Source organism: Amycolatopsis sp. CA-161197 (assembly GCF_050942255.1).
Classification (GTDB): domain Bacteria; phylum Actinomycetota; class Actinomycetes; order Mycobacteriales; family Pseudonocardiaceae; genus Amycolatopsis.
Map to the genome: position 1 here is coordinate 8,177,768 of NZ_CP192059.1, position 22,692 is coordinate 8,200,459.

Consider the following 22,692-nt stretch of genomic DNA (forward strand, 5'->3'; position numbering starts at 1 on the left):
CAGGAGTATCCAAACGTCCACAGTGGATCATGAAAATCACCTGAGCGACCTGCGTCACAAGGGAAATCCGGAACACCGGCCCCGCGCAGGCGTTGTACAGAGTGTCGGTACGGCGGGTGTCCCCGGGCCTCACCCTTTGCCTTCCCGGGCCGTCGCAAGACGCCGGGTCGTGCCACTCGCCGAGAGGCGACCCCCCGTACCGACGCAAGCCACGCACAAGAGAAAGCTCCCGCCCGCACCCGCCGATCCCCCCATCGGCGCGGCGCCCGAGGCGGGAAACAGTGCCCCCGCTCCCGGCCCGCGCGAACTCCCCCTCCGCAGCGACGGGACCGGGGGCACGCCCTTATCCGGATGAAGGCCAGGGCAGCGCGTCCTGCAGCAGCCCGAGCATCCCCGACACGAGCCGCATCTGCTCGACCGTGCGGATGTCGGCCTCCAGCAGGTGCGGCGAACACACCAGCACCGCCACCGACTGCGCCCGCGAGAGCGCGACGTTCAGCCGGTTGCGCGACAGCAGGAAGTCGAGCCCGCGCGGAAGGTCGACGGCCGAGGACGATGTCATCGTCGTCACCACCACCGGCGCCTCCTGGCCCTGGAACCGGTCGACCGTGCCCACTCGGACGTCGCCGAAGCCGGCGTCGGCCAGCGCGCGCGTGACCACGCGGGCCTGCAGGTTGTAGGGCGCCACCACGAGGAAGTCGGCGTCCGTCAGCGGGCGGCCCTCCCACGTGCGCCCGTGCAGCGCCGAGATCACCGAGACGACCTCGGCCGCCTCCTCCACCGAACGCGTCGTGTTCCCGCGGTGCTCCACCGATGCCAAGTACAGCCCCGACGCGAACCCGTCGACCGATCGCGACGCCGACGGGTGCGAGTGCAGCAACCCCGCGTACGACAGCCGCGACACGGGTGCGCACACCGCCGGGTGCATGCGCCGCGTCTGGTCGAGGAAGTAGCCCAGGTGCGCCGGCATGATGTCGGCGTCACCGATCAGGTGCCCGAGCGCCGACGCCTCCGCGCCCGCCGGGTGCGTGCCCTGCACCACCTGCGGCAGCTGCTGCGGATCACCCAGCAGCACCACGTTCTTCGCGCACGTCGACACCGCCAGCGCGTCGGCCAGGGCGAACTGGCCGGCCTCGTCGATCACGAGCACGTCGAACGGCTCCGCGCGCACGGCCGCGTTGGCGAACGTCCACGCCGTGCCGCCCACGAGGTGCCCGGTGTCGTGTTCCTCGCGCCAGCGCACCAAAGCGTTGTTGTTCTTGGGCTGTTCCCACGGCGCCGCGGGGTCCGGCGTCCGCTTCGCACGCTTGGCGCACGCGAGCGAAGGATCGTTGCCCAGCGCGGCGGACAGCACGTTCTCCACGGCCTTGTGGCTGTTGGACGTGACCCCGACCGTCCGGCCCGAACGCACGAGGTGCGCGATCAGCTTGCCCGCCAGGTACGTCTTCCCCGCGCCCGGCGGGCCCTGCACCGCGAGCACGGAACCGTCGAGCGCGTCGACGGCCTCGATCACCGTCGCGACCAGATCCGCTCCCGCGGCGGGCAACGCGCCGCCGGTCCGCAGCCGCGGCGCCGTGCGGCGCAAGAGGTCCACACCAGGGTGCTTCGGCAACGCGGGCAGGGTTTCGCCGACGAGCCGCGCGAGATCCGCCACCGCCTCGTCCTTCGGCGACGGCCGCACCGGGCTGCCGGGCAGCACCGCGGCCGGGCGGTCGTTCGACGTCGCGTCGGGGGCGCTGCTCTCCTCCAGCGTCAGCTCGACGGCCGAGGAAGCCACCACTTTCGCGTCGCGCGCTTCGGCGCCATAACGCAGGCGCACGTCGTCACCCGGCGCGAACGGGTGCGGCCGGTCCGGGTCGCACGCCACGACGAGCGTCCGCTTCGCCGTGCGCAGCCGGCCCGACGGCGGCACCCACTCGCCGGCCGACACCGAAACGGGCACCGCGCACGTCGTGTCGATCTCCAGGTCGCCGAGCGGTGCGGCCAGCTGCCGGAAGAACTCCCACCACGCCGGGTTGGTCTCGCGCCGGTGGTAGCCCACGGACGCGGCGAGCAAGGCGCGGGCGTGGTCGTCGGGCGTGAGCTCGGCCGGGTCGTCGGGCAGGCCTTCCAGCAGGGGATCGACGAGCGCCGCCATGGCGGCCGCGCGCTCCGCCCGCCGTTGCGCCGCGACGTCTTCCTCGGTCTCCCGCAGCAGAGCGTCCACATCGGACTCCGGTGCCGGCTCCGCGAGCTCGATGCCCTCGTCCACGCGCACCCGGTGCAGGAACTCCAGCAGCCGCAAGGTGGACACGCAGTCGTACTCGTTGTACTCACCGATGCCGCGCAGCACTTCACCGGCCCGCTCGGGCTCGCCGGCGGCCGTGAGGGTGAGGTAGTCCTCGTACGCCTCGATGCTGGACGCGGCCGTCTTCACGTCGCCCTCGCGCGCGGCGGGCATGTACAGCGGCTCGAGGTACTTGATCGAGTACGACCGCTGCCCGACCCGCAACGCCTTGCGCACCACGGCGTACAGGTCCACCAGCGCGCCGCCCCGCAGCAGCTCGTCGACCTCTTCCTCGCGGGTGCCGTGCACGGCGGCGAGGCGCTTGATGGCCGTGACCTCGTACGGCGCGTAGTGGTAGACGTGCGCACCGGGGTGTTCGGCAAGCCGCGCGGCTGCGAAGTCCACGAACTCCTCGAACGCGCGCTTCTCCTGCGCGCGGTTGTGCGCCCAGAACGGGGTGAACCGCCGGCCGTCGGCGTCGTCCGTCACCGCACCGAACAGGTACTCGAGCCCGGTGCCCGCCAGCGCGTACGGGTCGCCTTCCATGTCGAAGAAGACGTCGCCCGGGCTCGGCGGCGGCAGCTCGGCGAGCGCGGCGGGGTCGATCACCTCGTAGGCGAGCTCGCCCGTCTCGTCCTGGCGGACCTGGATCGCGGCCTGCGCGCGCAGTGTCGTGTACGTCGTCGCCGACATGTCGCGCGGCCGGTCGTCCGGACCGGCGGCGGCGAGCTTGTCGATCGTGGCTAGCCCGGCCGTCACGAGCTTGCGCCGCTGGTCTCCGCGCATCCCCGCGACGAGCGACAGGTCCCGGTCCGCCTCCCGCGCGGTCGAGCAGTGCTGCGCGAAGCGGCACGCTCCGCACGCCGGCCGCTCGTCGGCCCACAGCTGCAACGGCAGGCGGGCCGGGCGATCGCGCAGCCGCGAGCGCAAGCGGTCGAGCAGCGGGAGGAAGTCGTCCACGCGCAGGGTGCGGGTGGTGCCGTCGCCCAGCAGCAGGTGCATGTCCGGACCAGCGGGCCACCCGGCCCGGCGCAACGCGTCGGCGTAGGCCGTCAGCTGGACCACGGCGGACGGCTTGGCGTGCCGGGCGAGCTTGGTGTCGTAGACCTCGTAGCGGCCTTCGTCGTCGCGCAGAAGGAAATCGGCGCGGCCGGTGAACTCGTCGTCGTGGAACACGGCCTGGTAGACCACGGGCGCGCCCGCGCGCAGCGCCTCCTCCGTCGCCTTCGCGGCGACGACCGGGTCCCGCTCCTCGATCTCCACGACCTTGCGTTCGGCCCGCAGCCGCCCGAGCGTCGCCTCCTCGTGCGCGCGCCCGTGCTTCACAGCCAGCTGATCGGGCCCCGAGCCCGGCGTCGGCGCGCCGGGCAGCCCCGCCGCCAGCGCCTGCGTGAGGACGCTCCGGTGCTCGCACTCGAGCAGATCGGCGAGATCGGACGGCGTGTACATCGCCCGGAAGTCTGGCACGACCGCGGGCACGCTCCGCCGACCCCGGGCACCGACACGCCGACGGCCCAGGTCACAGCGTCAGCGCCGCCGGGGCAACGGGATCACATCGAAGTCGCGCGCCACGTGGATCTCCCCGTCGAACACCTGCGCCGCCTCCTCCCCGAACGCGTCGGCCTCCGAATAGGGGTAGCGCTGCGAGAAGTGGGTCAGCACGAGCTTGCGCACACCCGCCTCGGCGGCGAGGCGCCCGGCGTCGGTGCTGGTGAGGTGGCCGTAGCGGGTGGCGATGTCGGCGTCGGCGTCGCGGAAGGTCGACTCGGCGACCAGCAGGTCCGCGTCGCGCGCGCAGTCCAGGGCGCCCGCGCACGGCCGGGTGTCCATGACGAACGCCACGACCTGTCCGGGTTTGGGCTCGCTGACGTCGGCGAGGTGAACAGTGCGGCCGTCGATCTCCAGCGACCCTTCGCGCTCCAGCCGGCTGATGTCCGGACCACGGACGCCGGCCGCGGCGAGGCGGTCGGGAAGCATGCGGATGCCGTCGGGTTCGGTGTAGCGGTAGCCGAAGCAGTCGATGCGGTGGTCGAGGACGTGAGCGGACATCGGGCCGTCGGTCCAGCCGTCGGCGAGCACCGGCCGCGGGACGACCTCGGCGCGCTCGTGGTAGACGGTGGAGTAGCGCAGCCGCTCGAAAAACACCTGGCCGGAGGCCGGGTAGTGGCAGCGCACGGGCCGCGGCACGGCGTCGAGCGACAGCCGCTGCAGCACGGCGGAGAGGCCGAGGCTGTGGTCGCCGTGGAAGTGGGTGATGCAGATGCGCGTGAGCTCCGCGGCGGCCACGCCGGCGTGGGTCATCTGCCGCTGCGTGCCCTCCCCCGGGTCGAACAGCACGCCGTCGGTGTCGAAACGCAGGAGGTACCCGTTGTGGTTGCGGTGCCGGGTCGGCGTCTGGCTCGCCGACCCGAGCACCACGAGCTCACGTCGTGACATGCCGCCATCTTCGACGATCACCGGCCGCCGGGAAAAGCGGACGGCCACCCGGTCCATTCCGGGTGGCCGTCATGATCGAAATTGCTGTGCGAATTCAAGCGGGCACTTTCCGCGTTATTCGATCTTCGAATCGCGTCATATTCCGCCAACGCGGCCGAAGAGCGTTTCCCGGTAGTACTCCGCCGCCTCGGCCAGGCGGGCGACGAGGCCGGGCCCCGCCGACACGCCCGTGCGGGCCCAGACGCGGCTGCTCTCGTACCAGTGGTCGCGCGTGAGCAGGGAATACTGGTGATCACTGAGCCACGGCAACGCGTCCCGCGTCCGCTCGCGGTGCTCCGCGAGCGGCAGGTCCGCCGCGGGCACCGGCTCACCGAGCAGGTCGCACACGGCCGTGATCAGGCGCCGCATCCGCACGGGCCGCGGGTCGGCCACGTGGAAGACCTCCCCCGGCGGGCCCGGCCGGTGGATCAACGCGACGAGCACCGCCGCGAGATCCGTGGCCGAGACCACCGACGTCCGCGCGTCGCCGCCCGCCGCCCACGCCGGGACCGCACGCAGCCACCGCACCAGCGCGGGGACGACGTGCCGGTCGCCGACGCCGTAGACCAGGTGCGGCCGCAGGACCACACCACCGGCCGCGCGCACGAGCCGTTCGGCCGCGAGCCGGCTGCGGCTCGTGGCCGATGCCGGACCCGTGACCAGCGCCGACTCCGACGCGCCGCGGTGGTCGCCGTCGCGGTAGACCGCGCAGGTGCTCAGGTGCAGCAGCCGCGTGGTGCCGGCACGCGCCGCTTCCGCGAGCAGCGCGCGGGTGCCGTCCTCGTTGACGGCGGTGCACAGCTGTTCGTCCCCGCCGACCTGCGCCGCGAGGTGCACGAGCGTGGTGACGCCCGTGCACGTCCCGGCCAGGCTCGCCGGGTCGGTGAGGTCACCCACCACGGCTCGCACGCCCGTGTCCGCCGGCCAGTCGGGCAGCGGCCGCCGCACGAGGACCCGCACGCGCGGGCCGCACCCGCTCGCGACGAGCTCCCGCACCACGGCCGAGCCGATGAAGCCGGTGGCGCCGGTGACCAGGATGTCTGTCGTACTGACCGCCCCCAGGTCGGCAGTCATGACAGACGCATCGCCAGCGTGGTCGTCACGGCGGTCTTGCCGTACTGCCGGAACTCCACGCGCACCAGGCGGCAGTCGTCCTCCGCCGGGGCCAGTTCCGTGGCCACGACAAGGCATTCGGCATCGAACTCAACGTAGGCGTCGAACTCGATCTCCGCCCGTAGCGGCAATGCGTGCGGGTCGCCGACCGTGAGCAACGCGGCCTGCCGCGCGGCCTCGACCATGACCATGCCGGGCACGTGGTCCACCGTGTGGTCGAACAGCACCGCGTGGTCCGGGTCGAACTGCAGGGCCCAGACGCCCGTCTCCGAAGTGGCCGCGACCAGCACGTCCTGCGCGTGGTTGCGCCCGACCTCGGCCGGTTCGACGGTGGGCAGCACCGTGACCTGGAACGGCGTCGCCGCGAAGTGCTCGCCGCGCAGCCGCCGGTAGACCGCCGACGACACGCACCGCCAGCGCTCCGAAGCCGTGCCCATGTGCGTGCCGTCGCGGAACACGTCGAACTCGTACCGCATGCCGCCGACCTGCTTGCCGCGGTACTGCACGTCGTGCGCGCTGACCTGCAGCACCACGTTCACCGGCCGGGTGTCGGTGGCCAGCCCTGCCTCGTCGACCTCGTACGCCTTGTGGTCGGATAGGAAGTTGTAGCCGAGGGGCACCCCGTACGCCCGGTGGGCGAGCAGCATCGCGGCTTGCCGGCAGGTTTCGGTGTACAGCAACGGGTCGTGTGAAGCCGGTGTGCGCGGGCCGAAGAAGCCGTGGCGCCGCGGCCACTGGGCGCCGAGCTCGAAGCGTCCCGGCCCCAGGATGTTCAGATCGGTGACGAAGACTTCCGAGACAGCCGCGCGGTGCACGAGGCTGCGCGGGATCGTCTGCTGGAAGTCAATCGGTCTCTTCGCCGGAGTTTCATCGATCGTTTCAGTGGATGATCTTCCTACTGTCTCCACTAGCAGTGTGCCGACCATGTCGGACCTCCCAGAAAGAAATTCCCCAGTTTCCCCAGTGCTCCCCCGTTCAATTTCTAGCGGAATCCGAGAGCCAAAACCATACCTACCTACCGGTTTTTTTCGCTGGCTCTTCGGCCCGCCGACCGGTACACTGAGCGCTTGCACCGGTCCACGACGGACCTCATCCCCTTGTGCACGAAGGAGTCAGGCGTGGCTCGCCAGGAACGCGCGGAGCAGACCCGTAAGACCATCCTCGCCGCCGCGGCGTCGCGGTTCGACGCGGTCGGATTCCTCGGGGCGAGCCTGTCCGACATCCTGGCCGAGGCCGGCGTGACCAAGGGTGCGCTGTACTTCCACTTCAAGTCGAAGGAAGATCTCGCCGAAGCGCTGATGCAGGAGCAGTTTGCGGTGGCGGACTCGTCGCCGGCGCTGACGAACCCAGGGCTGCAGACGGTGATCGACTGGTGCCACACCCTTGCCACCGGGTTGCAGAACGATGTCTTCGTGCGCGCCAGCATCCGGCTCGTCATCGAGCAGGGTTCGTTCGTCACGCCGGCCGCCAACGCCTACAAGCAGTGGATCGACCTCGTCCACGGGTGCCTGCTCGCCGCGAAGGCCTCGGGTGACGTGCGCAAGGAGATCAACACCCACGATCTCGCGCAGTACGCCGTCGGGTCGTTCACGGGGATCCAGCTGAGCTCCCAGGTCCTCACGGACCGGACCGACCTGCGCGAGCGCGTCACGTTCATGTGGGCGACGCTGCTGCCCTCGATCGTGCCGCCGCGCCGGCTGCACAAGTTCAACCCGGCCGGGGTCCTCGAAGAGCAGCCCGCCTGAGGCGGCTCATCGCGCGGTGCTCGGCACCGGCTCGGCCAGCTCGATCACGCGCCAGAGCTCGGAAAGCGTGCGCGTGAGGTCGGTGTCGGCCGGGATCGTGCCGCTCGCGACCACCGACTCGAGGCCCACACAGGTCACGACCACCAGCAGCGTCGCCATGTCGGGCAGGACCTCCGCGCTGAGCTCGCCGGCGTCGTGCGCCTCGGCGATGTAGCGCCGCACCTGGGCGAGCCAGGCGCGTGTGAAGGCGACGTAGCGGGCGTCCTTCGAGCCCATCTCGCGTGTGAGCCGGAAACTGGCGCCGACCTTGGGATCCGCGCCGAGCCAGTGCATGAGGGCGCGGCTGAGCTCCGCGAGCCTGCGCAGGGCGGGCGCGCCGCTCCGGCGGTCGACGCGGTCCACGTGCTCCTGGAGCACGGCCACCGCGGCGCCCTGGACCTCGTCGCAGACCTCGTCCTTCGAGGAGAAGTGGAAGTACAGGCCGCCCTTGGTGACGCCCGCCTGGCGCGCGATGTCCACCATGCTCGTGGCCGCGTAGCCGTCGCGGTGCAGCAGCTCGGCGGCGGCTTCCAGCAACAAGAGCCGGGTCTGCTCCGCGCGCGCCTGCTTCGTCACCGTCGTCCCCATCCACTCCGGCCGCGCACGTCCGTGCCGACCTGATCAGAGTAAGATACCAACCGCCCGGTTTACAAGGATTCCGGGCACAATTCAGGGCCACTACCTGGACCGAGGCGGTTTTTCCTTGATCAAAACAGACCGACCTCCCGGTTTTGTCTTGAAAACCGACCTCCCGGTTTGGTAAGTTGCTCACGTGGGGCCAGGCAAGTCCGGCAGGCAGGGGCGCTGGGGGCGCCGCCGATGCCGGCCCCCCGACGACGCGGACACCGGAGGGCGTTCATGATGAACTACGAAATTCTGGGGCAGATCAGAGTCAGCGGCCGGCCCGGTGTCAGCGCACCCCGGGCGCGCAAGATCGAGACGCTGCTCGCCGTGCTGCTGGCCAAGAGCAACCAGGTGGTCACCACCGAGCACCTCATCGGCGAAATCTGGGGCGAAAACCCACCGGCGCGCGCGAGCGCCGCGCTGTACGTCTACGTTTCCCAGCTGCGCAAGCTCCTCCGCGGCACCCCGGCCGACGCCGAGGACAGCCCCGTGGTCACCAGCCCACGCGGCTACTCCCTCCACGTCGGCATCGACGAACTCGACGCCGACCGCTTCACCCGCCTCTACCAGGAAGGCCGCGCCCTCCACTGGGACCGCAGCTACGGCCAGGCCGCCACCGTCCTCCGCCACGCCGCCTCCCTCTGGCGCGGCCCCGCCTTCGGCGGCTTCACGGATTCCCCGGACGTACAGGCCTACGCCACCCTCCTGGAGGAGACCCGCCTGGAATGCCTGGAGCTGCTCATGGAAACCGAGCTGCTCATCGGCCGCCACCGCGAGGTCGTCGGCCAACTCTCGGCGCTGGCCAAGGAACACACCCTGCGCGAAACCTTCTACGAATACCTCATGACCGCGCTCCTACGCTCCAACCGCCGCGCCGAAGCCCTGGAAACCTTCGCCTCGGCCCGCCAGAACCTGGTACAGCAACTCGGAATCGAACCCGGCGTCTCCCTCCGCAAACTCCACCAGAGCATCCTGGTGGGAGAAATGTCCGACGCCGTGTAACTCCGCACAACAAGAAGGCCCGCTACTGCTTTCATTGCAGTAGGCGGGCCTTTCTTGTTGCTCGGTCTCCTTCACTCACGACACTCCCGCTCCGCCGCCCGACGGCACACCACCACCGCCACCGCCCCAATGTGGCGGTGGTTGCCCAACGCACCGAACGCCACATTGAGTGCACCCAACGCAACCAACGCCACATTGGGACGCTCCGGCACACCCCGAACCGCCGGCCGCCCATACAACCCACACCCCCACCTGACCCCGGCGCCTACCACCCCAACCGCCGGCCGCGCACCACAGCCACCACTCCACACCCCCCACGCGTGCCCTTGCCACTCACCAACCGCCACCCGGCACCGCACGCCACGTTCCCCCATCCCCTCCCCGAACCCTTCCCCCACCCGGCCCCCCGATGCTTTTCCCCAACACGGTAGGGATCGGCTTGTCAAGGCACGCTTTCCCGCCTTGACAAGCCGATCCCTACCGTCGTCACAATCAAAAATCGGGGCTCCCCACCACCCACCCGACAACCGGCAATGGTGTGCGCAGCACGCCGAGCCGGCACCACAACCAGAACCCCCTCAACTCCGATACACAGAAACCACCGGCCCCCCACACTCAACCGGCTCCCCGTACCACCCACCCCACCGCGAATCCAACGCCAACTCCGCCAACTCAGCCATCAAATCCAACTCAGCCGGCCACACATACCGCAAAACAACCCCACCCAGCTCCACCGTCTGCCGAACACAATCCACCCACCCCTCCGCACCCCACCTTCGAGGATCCGGCTGCCTCCCCTGCACCACCAACGCCCCACCCGGCCGCAACACCCTCGCCAGCGAACGAACCGCCCGCACCTGCCCCCGCTGCCCCGAGATCCGCGACAACCCGTCACCACCGAGAAAAACCGCATCAAACCGCGACCCCACCGGCAACCCAAGCGAAAACGAACCCACGTCGACCGCGTAACCCTCCCCGGCCAACGCATCCGCAACCGGCCCCCCACCGAGCACCAACACCCGCCCACCCCCACTCCGGCGGGCAACCCGATCGGTCACCTCGGCAAGAAACGCCACGGCCCCGGCCGGATCATCCGCCAATGGGGCGAGCCACACGTCGAGCACATCGGCCGGCAACTCATCGATGCGGGTCGGCATCCTGCCACCTCACTTCACGCACTGGTCTTGGCTGCTCAACGCAGCGTGCCCGACCCACCTAAAGTCGACCTTGCACACGACGAAAGGGCGACCCGCACGAAGCGGGCCGCCCCAGAAGAGCCAATCTCAGACCGTCGCCCGCTGATGGAACTTCCGCACCGTCAGCACCGCCGCGACCGCCGTGATCGGAACCCACCACGCCAACGCCAGCCACCCCGTGGCACCCAACTCGGACCCGTTCATCAGATGCCGAACAGCATCGATCAACACCGTCACCGGCTGGTTGTCCACAATCACCCGCAGCACGCTCGGCATCGACGCCGTCGGCACCAACGCGCTGGTGGCGTAGGGCACGAACACCAGGATCATGCCCAAGCCACTCGCCCCCTCCACCGTCTTCGCGATCGACCCGAGCAACGTAGCCAGCCAGAACACACCGGCCGCAAAGAGCACCAGCAGGCCCACCGCGCCAAGCCACCCGAGAACGCCACCACCGGGCCGGAAGCCGATGGCAAGCCCGACAGCCACCATCACCACGAGCGAGAGCAGGCTGCGCAGCACCCCGGAAACCACGTGGCCGACCAGCACAGCCGACCCGGCCATCGGCATCGACCGGAAGCGTTCCACGAGACCGTTGGTGAGGTCGGCGGATACACCGACCACAGTGGACGTGGAGTTGAAGCCGATGCTGATCACGATCAGGCCCGGCACCAGGTAGTCGATGTAGTTCATGCCGGGCAGGTTGATGGCACCACCGAACATGAAGCGGAACAGCAGGAGCAGCACGATCGGCAGCGAGACCGCCTGGATCAGCATCTCCGGGTTGCGGGTGATGTGCTTCAGGTTGCGCCCGATCAGCACCCGGTAGTCGGACGCCGCGAGCGACAGCGCCGAACGGGCGGGAGTGGCGGGGATCCGGGTCCCCTCCGTCTCCCTCGACAGGGTCTGGGTCATCTCACTTCTCTCCCGCGGTTGAGGTCAGGGTGTGGAAGACGTCGTCGAGGGTCGGCTCGGAGAGCTCGAGACCGGTGGTTTCGAGGCCCGCGTCGGCGACCTGGTTGAGCACCCGCCGCACCTGCGCGGGGTTGTCGATCGCGATGCTCACCGTCGTGTCGAGCAGCACGCCCTCGACGACGGTGTGCGCGCGCTCCGCCTCCACGGGGGTGGCGAAGGTGAGCTTGAGCCGCTCCGTGCCGACACGGCGCTTGAGCTCGGCCGCCGTGCCCTCGGCGACCACGCGGCCCTTGTCGATCACGGCGATGCGGTCGGCGAGCTGGTCGGCTTCCTCGAGGTACTGAGTGGTGAGCAGGATCGTGGTGCCGCCGTCGAGCAGCTGCCGGATCGCGTCCCACATCGCCGAGCGGCTGCGCGGGTCGAGACCGGTGGTCGGCTCGTCGAGGAACAGCACCGGCGGCGACGTGATGAGGCTGATCGCGAGGTCCAGCCGGCGGCGCATGCCCCCGGAGTACGTCTTGACCTGCCGCGTCGACGCGTCCACGAGGTCGAACTGCGCGAGCAGTTCCGTGGCGCGCGCCTTCGCGTCGGCGGTCGAGAGGTGGAACAGCCGCGCCATCATCTCGAGGTTCTCGCGGCCGGTGAGCAGCTCGTCGACCGCGGTGTCCTGGCCGGTCAGGCCGATCTGCTCGCGCACCTTGCGCTTGGGGCCCTTGAGGTCGTGGCCGTTGACGGTCACCGTGCCGCCGTCGGCCTCCAGGAGCGTGCTGAGAATCCGCACGGTGGTGGTCTTTCCGGCGCCGTTGGGGCCCAGGAGCGCGAACATCGTGCCCCGCTCCACGCTGAGGTCGACGCTCTCCAGCACGTCGACGTCGCCATAGGACTTGCGCAGCCCCCGTGCTTCTATTGCGTAGCCGGTGACCATCGGTTACCTCTCCTCGTTCGGGTCAAGATCGATGAAGAACTTCTCTTCTCGGACACCGGCCGGGAGCCCGGTGAACTGTCCGTACCAGTGGGCCACAGGCGCCTTCGCAGCGGCAATAATGGCCGGGTGGCGCGGAGTTAGGGGTCGACGGCCGGTCAGTCGTCGTCGCTTCCCCCGATCGCCATGCTGATCAAGGCGTCGGCGTCGAGCTCGTCGATCGCCGACGCGTCCAGCGCCGGCTGCTCGTCCTCGGGCTCCTCCACAACCGGGGTTTCCACCGCCTGTGGCGCCAGCTCGCCGACGAGGTGCTCGGCCAGGATCCGCGGCGTCGGGTAGTCGAAGATGAGGCTCACGGGCAGCTTCAGCCCCGTGACGAGGCTCAGCTTGTTGCGGAACCCGGTGGCGGACAACGAGTCGAAGCCGACCTCGTTGAACGAGCGGTCCGCCTCCACCGCCTCCGGCCCGGCGTGGCCGAGCAGGGCGGCCGCGTGGGTGCGCACCAGCGTCAGCATCGTCGGCACGCGCTTGGCCACCGGCAGAGCCGACAGCTTCTGCGCCAACGACTCCGTGTCGTCCGCCGCGTCCTGCGCCGCCCGGCGGCCCGGTGCGTCGGCGAACTCGCGCAGCACGGCCGGGAGGTCCTCCACACTCGACGCCGCCAGCACACGCGGGTCGAGCCCGATCGGCACCAGCAGCGGTTCGGCGGAGCCCGCGGCCGAGTCGAGCAGCCTCAACCCGTCCTCAGTGGACAGCGCGGTGATGCCCGTCTCGCCGATGCGGTGTGCGTCGGCGTCCTGCACGGCGTCGCCCATGCCGCCTTCCCACAGGCCCCACGCGAGCGAGGTGCCGGCGAGTCCTTCGGCCCGGCGGCGAGCCGCCAGTGCGTCGAGGTAGGCGTTGGCCGCGGCGTAGCTGCCCTGGCCCGGTGCGCCGAGCACGCCGGCGGCCGAGGAGAACAGGACGAATGCGGTGAGGTCCGCGTCTCGCGTCAGCTCGTGCAGCGTCACGGCGGCGTCGACCTTGGGTCGCAGCACGTTGTCCAGCCGCTCCGGGGTGAGTGAGGTGAGCACGCCGTCGTCGAGGACACCGGCCGCGTGGACCACGGCCTGCAGCTCGACTCCCCGCACCAGCTGGGAAACCGCGGCCCGGTCGGCGACGTCGCACGCAGCGAGCGTGACGTCGGCGCCGAGGCCGGCCAGCTCCTCCCGCAGGTCCGCCGCGCCCGGCGCGTCCGCGCCACGACGGCTGACGAGCAGCAGGCTCCGCACCCCGTGTTCGGCCACCAGGTGCCGGGCCACGGCGCTGCCCAGCGCACCGGTGGCGCCCGTGATGAGCACGGTGCCGTCGGTCCGCCACACCGGCGCGGCCGCCGCGTCGCTCGCCCGCCGCAGCCGCGGCACGAGCACCGAGCCGGTGCGCAGCGCGACTTGCGGTTCGTCCGAAGCGGACACCGCGGCCAGCGTGCGGCCGGTCGGCGTGCCCGTGCCGAGGTCGACGAGCGTGACGCGGTCCGGGTGCTCGGCCTGCGCCGAACGCACCAGGCCGGCCACGGCCGCCCCGACCGGATCCGGGTTCTCCCCGGCCTCCGTGGCGGCCGCACCGCGGGTGACCACGAGCAGCGAACCGTCCGGTCGGGCCAGGAACTCCTGCAGGAGCCCGAGGACGCGGTGCAGCTCGGCGTGAACGTCGTCCCCACCGGCCGACACCACGAGCAGGCCGGACGCGCCGGCGCAGTCCACAGTGATCTCCGCCCCGAGCTCACCGGCGAGGCCGAACGGGTCGGCACCCACCACGGTCCAGTCGGTGACCTCGGCGACGGCGTCCAGCTCCGCCGGCTCCCACGCGACGCGGAACAGCGAGTCCCCGCCGCTCGGCTCGGCCGCCTGCGGCACCGCCGACATCGGCCGCAGCAGCAGCGACTCGACGGAGACGACCGGCGCACCCGTGCCGTCGGCGATGTCCAGGGCGACCGCCCCGGTGCCGATCGGCTTCACGTGCACCCGCAGCGTCGTCGCGCCGACCGCGTGCAGCCGCACGCCTTCCCACGCGAACGGCAGCATCGGCTCCTTGCCGAGCGCTCCCGAGACGCCGATGGTGTGCAAGGCCGCGTCGAGGACCGCGGGGTGGATGCCGTAGCGGTCCACTTCGGACACCGAAGCGGGCAGCTGGATCTCGGCGAACGCTTCACCGTCGTGCTTCCAGGCCGCGACCAGTCCGCGGAACGCCGGACCGTACGCCAGGCCGTCTTCCGCCAGCTCCTCGTACGTGCCCTCCAGCCGCACCGGCTCGGCGGCCGGCGGCCACTGGCCGAGTTCGAACTTGCCGGCCTTGTCCGCCTTGGCGAGCCGGCCGGCGGCGTGGCGAGTCCAGGCGGCACCGTCGCCTTCCGGTCGCGAGTGGACGGTGAACGTCCGCGTGCCAGATCCGTCGGGTGCGGTGAGCGCGAACTGCACCCGCACGCCGCTGCGTTCGGGCACGACGAGCGGATACTCCAGCGTCAGCTCGTCCAGCCGCGGGCAGCCGGCCTCGTCGCCCGCGCGGATCGCCATCTCGACGAACCCGGTGCCGGGGAAGAGGATCGCACCGCCGACGACGTGGTCGGCCAGCCACGGGTGCGTGCCCACCGACACGCGGCCGGAGAACAGGAGCCCGCCCGCGTCGGCGAGTTCGAGCGCCGAGCCGAGCAGCGGGTGGTCCTCCTGGCCCGGCGCCGACGCCGTGCTCTCCAGCCAGTAACGCTGCCGCTGGAACGGGTACGTCGGCAGCGCGACCTTCCGCGCGCCGGTCGGCTCGTAGACCGCGGTCCAGTCGACGTCGACGCCGCTCACGTGCAGCTGCGCGAGTCCGGTCAACGCGGTGACCGCCTCGTCCTGGTCCTTGTGCAGCAAGGCGGCCAGCACCAGCCCTTCCGGCCGATCGTCGAGGCAGGCCGTGGCCATCGCCGTGAGCGTGGTGTCCGGGCCGAGCTCGAGGAACCGTGTCGCACCGTCGGCCGCGGCCCGGGTGACCGCGTCGTGGAACCGGACGCCTTCCCGCACCTGACGCACCCAGTACTCCGGCGACGTGAGGTCAGCCGGCTCGCCGGTCACGGTCGAGATGACCGGGATCCGCGGCTCGGTGTAGGTCAGCTGCTCGGCCACCGCGCGGAACTCGGCGAGCATCGGCTCCATGAGCCGCGAGTGGAACGCGTGCGAGACCCGCAGCTGCTTGGTGCGCTCGAACTTCGCCGCCACCGCGGCCACGGCGTCGGCCGCACCCGAGATGACCACCGAGCTCGGGCCGTTGATCGCGGCGAGGTCGACCGTGCCGGCCGCGGCTTCACGCACCGCTTCGGGCGACGCGTCGATCGCGACCATCGCGCCTCCTTCCGGCAGCCCCTGCATCAGCGCACCACGGGCGACCACGAGCTTCGCCGCGTCGGCCAGCGAGAGCACGCCGGCGCAGTGAGCCGCCGCGATCTCGCCGATCGAGTGCCCGGCCAGCACGTCGGGCTTCACGCCCCACGACCGGATCAGCCGGAACAGCGCGACTTCCAGTGCGAACAACGCCGGCTGCGTGTAGCGCGTCTCGTCGAGGGCCTCGCCGCTGGTGATGACCTCACGGATCGGACGGTCCAGGTGCTGGTCCAGCTCCGCGCAGACCTCGTCGTACGCGGCTGCGAACACGGGCTGCTGCTCGGCGAGCCGCTGCCCCATGCCGAGGCGCTGCGAACCCTGGCCGGCGAACAGGAACGCCGTGCGGCCCGAAGTCGTGACGCCGCTGACGACGCCGCGAGCCTCCTCTTCGTCGACCAGCGCCGCGAGACCCCGCACGAACTGCGGCGACCGGCTGCCGATCAGCACCGCCCGGCGATCGAAGGCGCTGCGGGAGGTGGCGAGCGAAAGGCCGATGTCCGCGAGGCTGCCTTCGGGCTCTTCGTCCACGTACGACATGAGCTGCTCGGCCTGCGCCCGCAGCGCCGCGGCACCGCGGCCGGACACCGGCCACGCGACCGGCCCGTCGTACTCGGGTACCCCGCTGCCGGAGACCACCTCACGCCGGTCGCCTTCTTCGAGGATCACGTGCGCGTTGGTGCCGCTGACACCGAACGACGAGACGCCGGCGCGGCGCGTGTGGCCGTTGGGCAGCCACTTGACCGGCTCGACGAGCGCCCGCACGGCGCCGGTGGACCAGTCGATCTCCGTGGACGGACGCCCGACGTGCAGCGTCGCCGGCAGCTCCCCGTGCTGCATCGCCAGGACCATCTTGATGACACCCGCCGCACCGGCCGCCGCCTGCGTGTGGCCGATGTTCGACTTCACCGAGCCGATCCACAGGGGACGGTCGGCTGACGTCTGCGTGCCGTAGGTCGCCAGCAGCGCCTGGACCTCGATGGGGTCGCCGAGCTTCGTGCCCGTGCCGTGTGCCTCGACGGCGTCCACTTCGGACGGTTCGAGGCCCGCGTCGGCCAGCGCGGCCCGGATCACCCGCTGCTGCGCGGGACCGTTGGGGGCGGTGAGGCCGTTGGACGTGCCGTCCTGGTTGACCGCGCTGCCCTTGAGGACCGCGAGCACCGGGTGCCCGTTGGCTCGCGCGTCGGCGAGCCGTTCCAGCACGAGCACACCGACGCCTTCGGACCAGGTGGTGCCGTCCGCGTCGGCGGAGAACACCTTGCACCGGCCGTCGGCCGCGAGCCCTTGCTGACGGCTGAACTCGACGAACGTCTCCGGCGTCGCCATCACCGTGACGCCGCCGGCCAGCGCCAGCGAGCAGTCGCCGCCGCGCAGGGCCTGGGCCGCCATGTGCATCGCGACCAGCGAAGACGAGCACGCCGTGTCGATGCTGACCGACGGACCTTCCAGCCCCAGCGTGTAGGACACCCGCCCGGTGACGATCGAGCCGGCGCTGTTGGCCCCCACGTAGTCGTGGTACTGCACGCCCGCGTACACGCCGGTCGGGCTGCCCTTGAGCGACACCGGGTCGATGCCCGCGCGCTCCAGCGCTTCCCACGACGCTTCGAGCAGCAGCCGCTGCTGCGGGTCGATGGCCGGCGCTTCCTTGGGTGAGACGCCGAAGAACGCCGGGTCGAAGTCGCCCGCGTCGTAGACGAACCCGCCGCGCGCGACATACGTCGTGCCGGGGCGGCGACCGGTCGGGTCGAGCAGGCCCGCGACGTCCCAGCCGCGGTCGGCCGGGAAGTCGCCGATGGCGTCGCGGCCCTCGGCGACCAGCTCCCAGAGCTGCTCGGGCGACGTGACGCCGCCGGGCAGGCGGCAGGCCATGCCGACGATGGCGATGGGCTCGTCGGAAGCCGCCGACGCGACCGTGACGATTTCTTCAGTGGTGCCCGCCAGCTCGGCGAGCAAGTGGGTCGCCAGGGCGGACGGGGTCGGGTGGTCGAAGATGAGCGTCGCCGGCAGCCGCCGGCCTGTTGCGGCGGTGAGGCCGTTGCGCAGCTCGATGGCGGTCAGCGAATCGAAGCCGAGCGACTGGAACTGGGCCGCCGGCTCGATCTCGTGCGCACCGCCGTAGCCGAGCACGGTGGCGGCGTGACCGCGCACCAGCTCCAGCACGGCGTCGCGCCGGTCCTCCTCCGGCAGCCGCAGCAGCCGCCCGGCGAACGAGTCCTCGGTCGCTTCGGCCTGGGCCGCGACGCGCCGGGCCGCGCGACCGACGAGCTGCTCCAGCGTGCGCGGGATCCGGTCCAGCTTGCGCAGCACCGGCAGGTCGAGCTTCGCCGGGACCACGGTCGGCTGCCGCACGGCGAGCGCACGGTCGAACAGCGCGAGACCGTCCGCAGTGGACAGTGGCACGATGCCGCTCGACGCGAGCCGCGTCACCTCCTCGGCGGTGAGCGTGCCGCCCATGCCGCCGACCTCGCCCCACAGGCCCCAGCCGAGCGAGAGGCCCGGCAGGCCGTGGGCGACGCGGTGGGCGGCGAGGGCGTCGAGGAACGCATTGGCAGCGGCGTAGCTGCCCTGGCCGGGCGCGCCGAGCACGCCGGAGACCGAGGAGAACAGGACGAACGCCGAGAGTGCCGTGTCGCGGGTCAGCTCGTGGAGGTTCACGGCGCCGTCGACCTTGGGCGCGAGCACCGTGTCGACGCGGTCGGGGGTCAGCGCGGTGACAACGCCGTCGTCGAGCACGCCGGCCGCGTGGACCACGGCGGTGAGCGGATTCTCGGCCGGGATGTCGGCGAGGACCCGGGCCAGCGCGGCGCGGTCGGCGACGTCGCAGCGCGCGAGCCGCACGTCGACGTCGAGCTCCCGCAGGTCAGCGGCCAGCTGCTCCAGCTCCGGCGTGGTCCGGCGGCTGACGAGCAGCAGCCGGCGCACGTCGTGCTCGGCGGCCAGGTGCCGGGCGAGCTTGCCACCCAGCGCGCCGGACGCGCCGGTGACCAGCACCGTGCCGTGGGGGCAGAAGTAGGGACGCTCCAGCTCGGGTGCCGTGCGCACCAGGCGCGGCGCGAGGAGCACCCCGAGGCGGACGGCGGCCTGGGTCTCGCCCGAGGCCAGGACTTGCGCCACGACGTCTGCGGCCTGGGTTTCGCTGTCGAGGTCGAGCAGCAGGAACGAGTCGGGGTTCTCCTCCTGCGCCGAACGCACGAGGCCCCACACGGCGGACGCGGCGAGGTCCGTGACGTCGCCACCGGCCGCGACGGCGCCACGGGTCACGATGACCAGCCGTTCGTGTTCCTGGTGACCTTCGGCGAGCCAGCTCTGCAGGGCGGCGAGCACCCGGTGGGTCGGTTCGTGCAGGTCACCGGTCGTGGCGGTGCAGTCGAAGACCTCGAGGCCCGAAGTGTCCCTATCGGACTCGGGCACCGTCGCCCGCTGCCATTCCACGCGGTACAGCGGCGCGGCCTGCTCGGTCGCGACCGGGGCGGTGAACGCGCGGAAGACGGTCTCGGCGACCGTCGCCACGGGAGCACCGGTGGTGTCGGCGAGGACGACCTCGAAGCCGTCGTCCGTGGTCGGGGTGAAGCGCACCCGCAGCGCGGACGCGCCGGTGGCGTGCAGTTCGACCCCGGTCCAGCAGAACGGGACGCGGCCGACGCCGCCGTCGCCACCACCGGCGACCCGCAGGGCGTGGGTGCAGGCGTCGAGCGCGGCCGGGTGCAGGCCGAAGCGCTCCGCGTCGCTGTCCTCGGGCAGCGTGACCTCGGCGAACACCTCCCGCCCGCGCTGCCACACCGCGCGCAGCGAGCGGAACAGCGGGCCGTAGGTGAGGCCGGTGTCGGCGAAGTCCTCGTAGATCCCGTCGATCGCGACGGGCTCGGCGCCGGCGGGCGGCCACTCGGTGAGCTCGGTCCCGCCCCGCGGCGACTGCGGGGCGACGGTGCCGGACGCGTGCAGCGTCCACTCGGCGCCCTCCTCCGGTCGCGAGTGGACGGTGACCGTGCGGACGTCGTGCTCCCCCGCCGCACCGACCGTGACCTGCACCTGAACGCCACCGCGTGCGGGCAGCACGAGCGGGCTGCCCAGCGTCAGCTCCTCGATCCGGCCGGCGCCGACCTGGTCACCGGCGCGCACGACCAGCTCCAGGAACGCGGTGCCGGGCACGGCCACGACGTCGCCGAGCCGGTGCTCGGCCAGCCACGCGTGCGTCTCGACGGACAGCCGGCCGGTGAGGACGACCCCGTCGCTGTCGGCGAGCGCGACGGCGGCGCCGAGCAGCGGGTGCCCGGCCACCGTGAGGCCGGCGCCGGTGATCTCGTCGCGGTTGGCGCGGGCGGCGAGCCAGTAGCGCTTGCGCTGGAACGCGTACGGCGGCAGGTCGACCCGATTAGCGCCGCGGCCGGCGAAGACCGCGGCCCAGTCGGGCTCGAGGCCGCTGACGAACAGCTCGCCCAGGGCCGTGAGCACGGCGTGCGGCTCGTCACGGTCCTTGCGGAGGACGGGAACGACGGTGGCATCCGTGGTCTGCCGGACGAGCGCCGAGAGCACCCCGTCCGGCCCGACCTCGACGAACCGGCCGACGCCATGGGCGGTGAGCGTGGTGATGCCGTCGTGGAACCGGACGGCGGCGCGGACCTGGCCGACCCAGTACTCCGGAGTGGACATGTCGACATCCGGGCCGACGGTGGAGACGATCGGGATCACCGGCGCCGCATAGGTGAGCCGCTGGGCGACGGCGCGGAACTCGGCGAGCATCGGCTCCATCAGCGGCGAGTGGAACGCGTGCGACACCTTGAGCTTGGTGGACTTGCGGCCGTCGAACCGCGCGACCACGGCGGCGACGGCGTCCTCGGTGCCCGACAGCACCACGGAGTCGGGGCCGTTGATCGCGGCGATGCTCACGGAATCGGTCAGGTGCGGCGTGACCTCGTCCTCGGTCGCCTGGAGCGCGACCATGGTGCCACCACCCGGCAAGGCCTGCATGAGCTTCGCGCGAGCGGTGACCAGCGTGGCGGCGTCGGCCAGCGACAGGATCCCGGCGACGTGCGCGGCCGCCGGCTCGCCGATGGAGTGGCCCAGCAGGTAGTCCGGCTTGACGCCCCACGACTGCAGCAGCCGGAACAGGGCGACCTCGATCGCGAACAACGCCGGCTGCGTGTACCCGGTCTGGTTGATCAGGCGCGGCTTCTCGAACACCACCGTCTTGAGTGGACGGTCCAGATGCCGGTCCAGCTCGGCGCAGACCTCGTCGAAGGCCGAGGCGAACACCGGGAACGCGGCGGCCAGCGCGGCGCCCATCCCGGCGCGCTGCGCACCCTGGCCCGAGAACAGGAACGCGGTCTGCCCCTCCGCCGACGAACCGGTGATCAGCCCCGGCGCGGTCTCCCCCACGGCCAGTGCGGCGATCGCCGTCGCCGGGTCCTCGGACAGCACCACGGCCCGGTGCGACAACGGCGACCGGGACGTGGCCAGCGAGAAGCCGAGATCCAGCGCGGACGCACCCTCCACTTCGGACAGCCGTCCGGCCTGGGCCGCCAACGCGGCCGACCCGTGCCCGGCCAGCGGCATGGGCACGGCGACCCCTTCGGGCCAGCTCGGCGCGACGACCTCGGCGGCTTCGGTGGCCGGCGTTTCCTCGACGATCACGTGCGCATTGGTGCCACTCACGCCGAATGACGAGATCCCCGCCCGGCGCGGCCGTCCGTCGGCGGTCCACGGCCGCGCCTCCCGCAGCAGCTCCACCTCGCCCGACGCCCAGTCGACCTCGGTCGACGGCTCGGTGACGTGCAGCGTCTTCGGCAACAACCCGTGCTGCAGCGCCTGCACGACCTTGATCACGCCGCCGACGCCGGCCGCCGCCTGCGCGTGGCCGATGTTCGACTTGATCGAGCCCAGCCACAGCGGCTTGCCCGCCGGCCGGTCCTGCCCGTAAGTCGCGAGCACAGCCTGCGCCTCGATCGGGTCGCCCAGCGTGGTACCGGTGCCGTGGCCCTCGACCGCGTCCACTTCGGACGCCGACAGCTGCGCGTTGGCCAGCGCCTGCCGGATCACGCGCTGCTGCGACGGGCCGTTGGGCGCGGTGAGGCCGTTGGACGCGCCGTCGGAGTTCACGGCCGAGCCGCGCACGACGGCGAGGATCGGGTGGCTGTTGCGGCGGGCGTCGGAAAGCCGTTCCAGCAACAGGGTTCCGGCGCCCTCGGCCCAGCCGGTGCCGTCGGCGCTGTCGGAGAACGCCTTGCAACGGCCGTCGGCGGCGAGGCCGCGCTGCCGGCTGAACGCGAGGAACGGGCCCGGCCGCGACATCACCATCACGCCGCCGGCCAGCGCCAGCGAGCAGTCGCGCTGCCGCAGCGACTGCACCGCGAGGTGCAGCGCCACCAGCGAGGACGAGCACGCCGAGTCGATCGTGACGGCCGGGCCCTCCAGTCCCAGCGCGTAGGCGATGCGGCCGGAAATGACCGAGCCGGCGTTGCCCGTGCTCAGGTAGTCCTCGACCTCACCGGCGAGCACCGAGGCCGGCAGCTCGTCGTAGTAGTCCTGCCCGCCACTGCCGACGAACACGCCGACCTGCTGCTTCGCCAGCGAGTGCGGCGCGATGCCGGCGCGTTCGAACGTCTCCCACGCCAGCTCCAGCACGATGCGCTGCTGCGGGTCCATGGCCAGGGCCTCGCGCGGCGAGATGCCGAAGAACGGCGCGTCGAACTCGCCCGCGTCGGCGACGAAGCCGCCTTCGCTGACGTAGCTCGTGCCGGGGCTGTCGGGGTCGGCGTCGAAGAGCGTGTCCAGGTTCCAGCCGCGGTCGGTGGGGAACCCGCCGATGGCGTCGCGGCCTTCGGCCACCAGGCGCCACAGGTCCTCGGGCGAGCGGACGTCGCCCGGGTAGCGGCAGCCCATCGCGACGATCGCGATCGGCTCGGCGCCCGCGGCCTCGACCTCGCGCAGCCGCTCGCGCGTCTCCTGGAGGTTGGCGGTCACCCGCTTGAGGTAGTCGACCAGCTTGTTTTCGTCAGTCATC

Annotated in this window: 10 protein-coding genes; 2 read left to right on the top strand and 8 right to left on the bottom strand. The window is 71.8% G+C overall.

From position 1 onward, the window contains the following. Positions 1-343: 343 nt before the first annotated feature. From ACQPXB_RS38715 to ACQPXB_RS38730, 4 genes are all read right to left on the bottom strand, one after another. On the bottom strand, positions 344-3,715 hold the full coding sequence (locus tag ACQPXB_RS38715; protein WP_432846637.1) for a TM0106 family RecB-like putative nuclease: 3,372 nt from the start codon (positions 3,713-3,715) through the stop codon (positions 344-346). Positions 3,716-3,793: 78 nt separating this feature from the next. Further along, on the bottom strand, positions 3,794-4,702 hold the full coding sequence (locus ACQPXB_RS38720) for a ribonuclease Z (RefSeq protein WP_432846639.1): 909 nt from the start codon (positions 4,700-4,702) through the stop codon (positions 3,794-3,796). A 135-nt stretch (positions 4,703-4,837) separates the two neighbouring features. After that, positions 4,838-5,815, bottom strand: a complete 978-nt coding sequence (locus ACQPXB_RS38725; protein ID WP_432846641.1) for an NAD-dependent epimerase/dehydratase family protein — start codon at positions 5,813-5,815, stop codon at positions 4,838-4,840. Then, the gene (locus ACQPXB_RS38730; protein WP_432846643.1) at positions 5,812-6,780 is read right to left on the bottom strand and encodes a ScbA/BarX family gamma-butyrolactone biosynthesis protein; all 969 of its coding nucleotides are present in this window, start codon (positions 6,778-6,780) and stop codon (positions 5,812-5,814) included. Before ACQPXB_RS38730 ends, ACQPXB_RS38725 begins: the two co-directional genes overlap by 4 nt. Before the next feature lie 192 nt (positions 6,781-6,972). Here ACQPXB_RS38730 and ACQPXB_RS38735 point away from each other — a divergent pair, with 192 nt between their 5' ends. After that, positions 6,973-7,599, top strand: coding sequence for a ScbR family autoregulator-binding transcription factor (locus tag ACQPXB_RS38735; protein ID WP_364060871.1), 627 nt, complete (start codon positions 6,973-6,975; stop codon positions 7,597-7,599). Between the two features lie 6 nt (positions 7,600-7,605). Here the strand turns inward: ACQPXB_RS38735 and ACQPXB_RS38740 are convergent, their stop codons facing one another. Beyond that, positions 7,606-8,214, bottom strand: a complete 609-nt coding sequence (locus tag ACQPXB_RS38740; RefSeq protein ID WP_432846645.1) for a ScbR family autoregulator-binding transcription factor — start codon at positions 8,212-8,214, stop codon at positions 7,606-7,608. A 285-nt stretch (positions 8,215-8,499) separates the two neighbouring features. Here ACQPXB_RS38740 and ACQPXB_RS38745 point away from each other — a divergent pair, with 285 nt between their 5' ends. Beyond that, the gene (locus tag ACQPXB_RS38745; RefSeq protein WP_386947283.1) at positions 8,500-9,264 is read left to right on the top strand and encodes an AfsR/SARP family transcriptional regulator; all 765 of its coding nucleotides are present in this window, start codon (positions 8,500-8,502) and stop codon (positions 9,262-9,264) included. Between the two features lie 1,283 nt (positions 9,265-10,547). Here the strand turns inward: ACQPXB_RS38745 and ACQPXB_RS38750 are convergent. The 3 genes from ACQPXB_RS38750 to ACQPXB_RS38760 all read right to left on the bottom strand — a co-directional run bounded on the left by ACQPXB_RS38750 (position 10,548) and on the right by ACQPXB_RS38760 (position 22,691). Continuing rightward, a complete protein-coding gene (locus tag ACQPXB_RS38750; protein ID WP_432846648.1) occupies positions 10,548-11,282 on the bottom strand; it encodes an ABC transporter permease in 735 nt (244 codons plus the stop codon). Positions 11,283-11,376: 94 nt separating this feature from the next. Then, positions 11,377-12,300, bottom strand: a complete 924-nt coding sequence (locus ACQPXB_RS38755; protein ID WP_366584113.1) for an ATP-binding cassette domain-containing protein — start codon at positions 12,298-12,300, stop codon at positions 11,377-11,379. Positions 12,301-12,455: 155 nt separating this feature from the next. Beyond that, positions 12,456-22,691, bottom strand: coding sequence for an SDR family NAD(P)-dependent oxidoreductase (locus ACQPXB_RS38760; RefSeq protein WP_432846650.1), 10,236 nt, complete (start codon positions 22,689-22,691; stop codon positions 12,456-12,458). Between the last annotated feature and the right edge of the window lies 1 nt (position 22,692).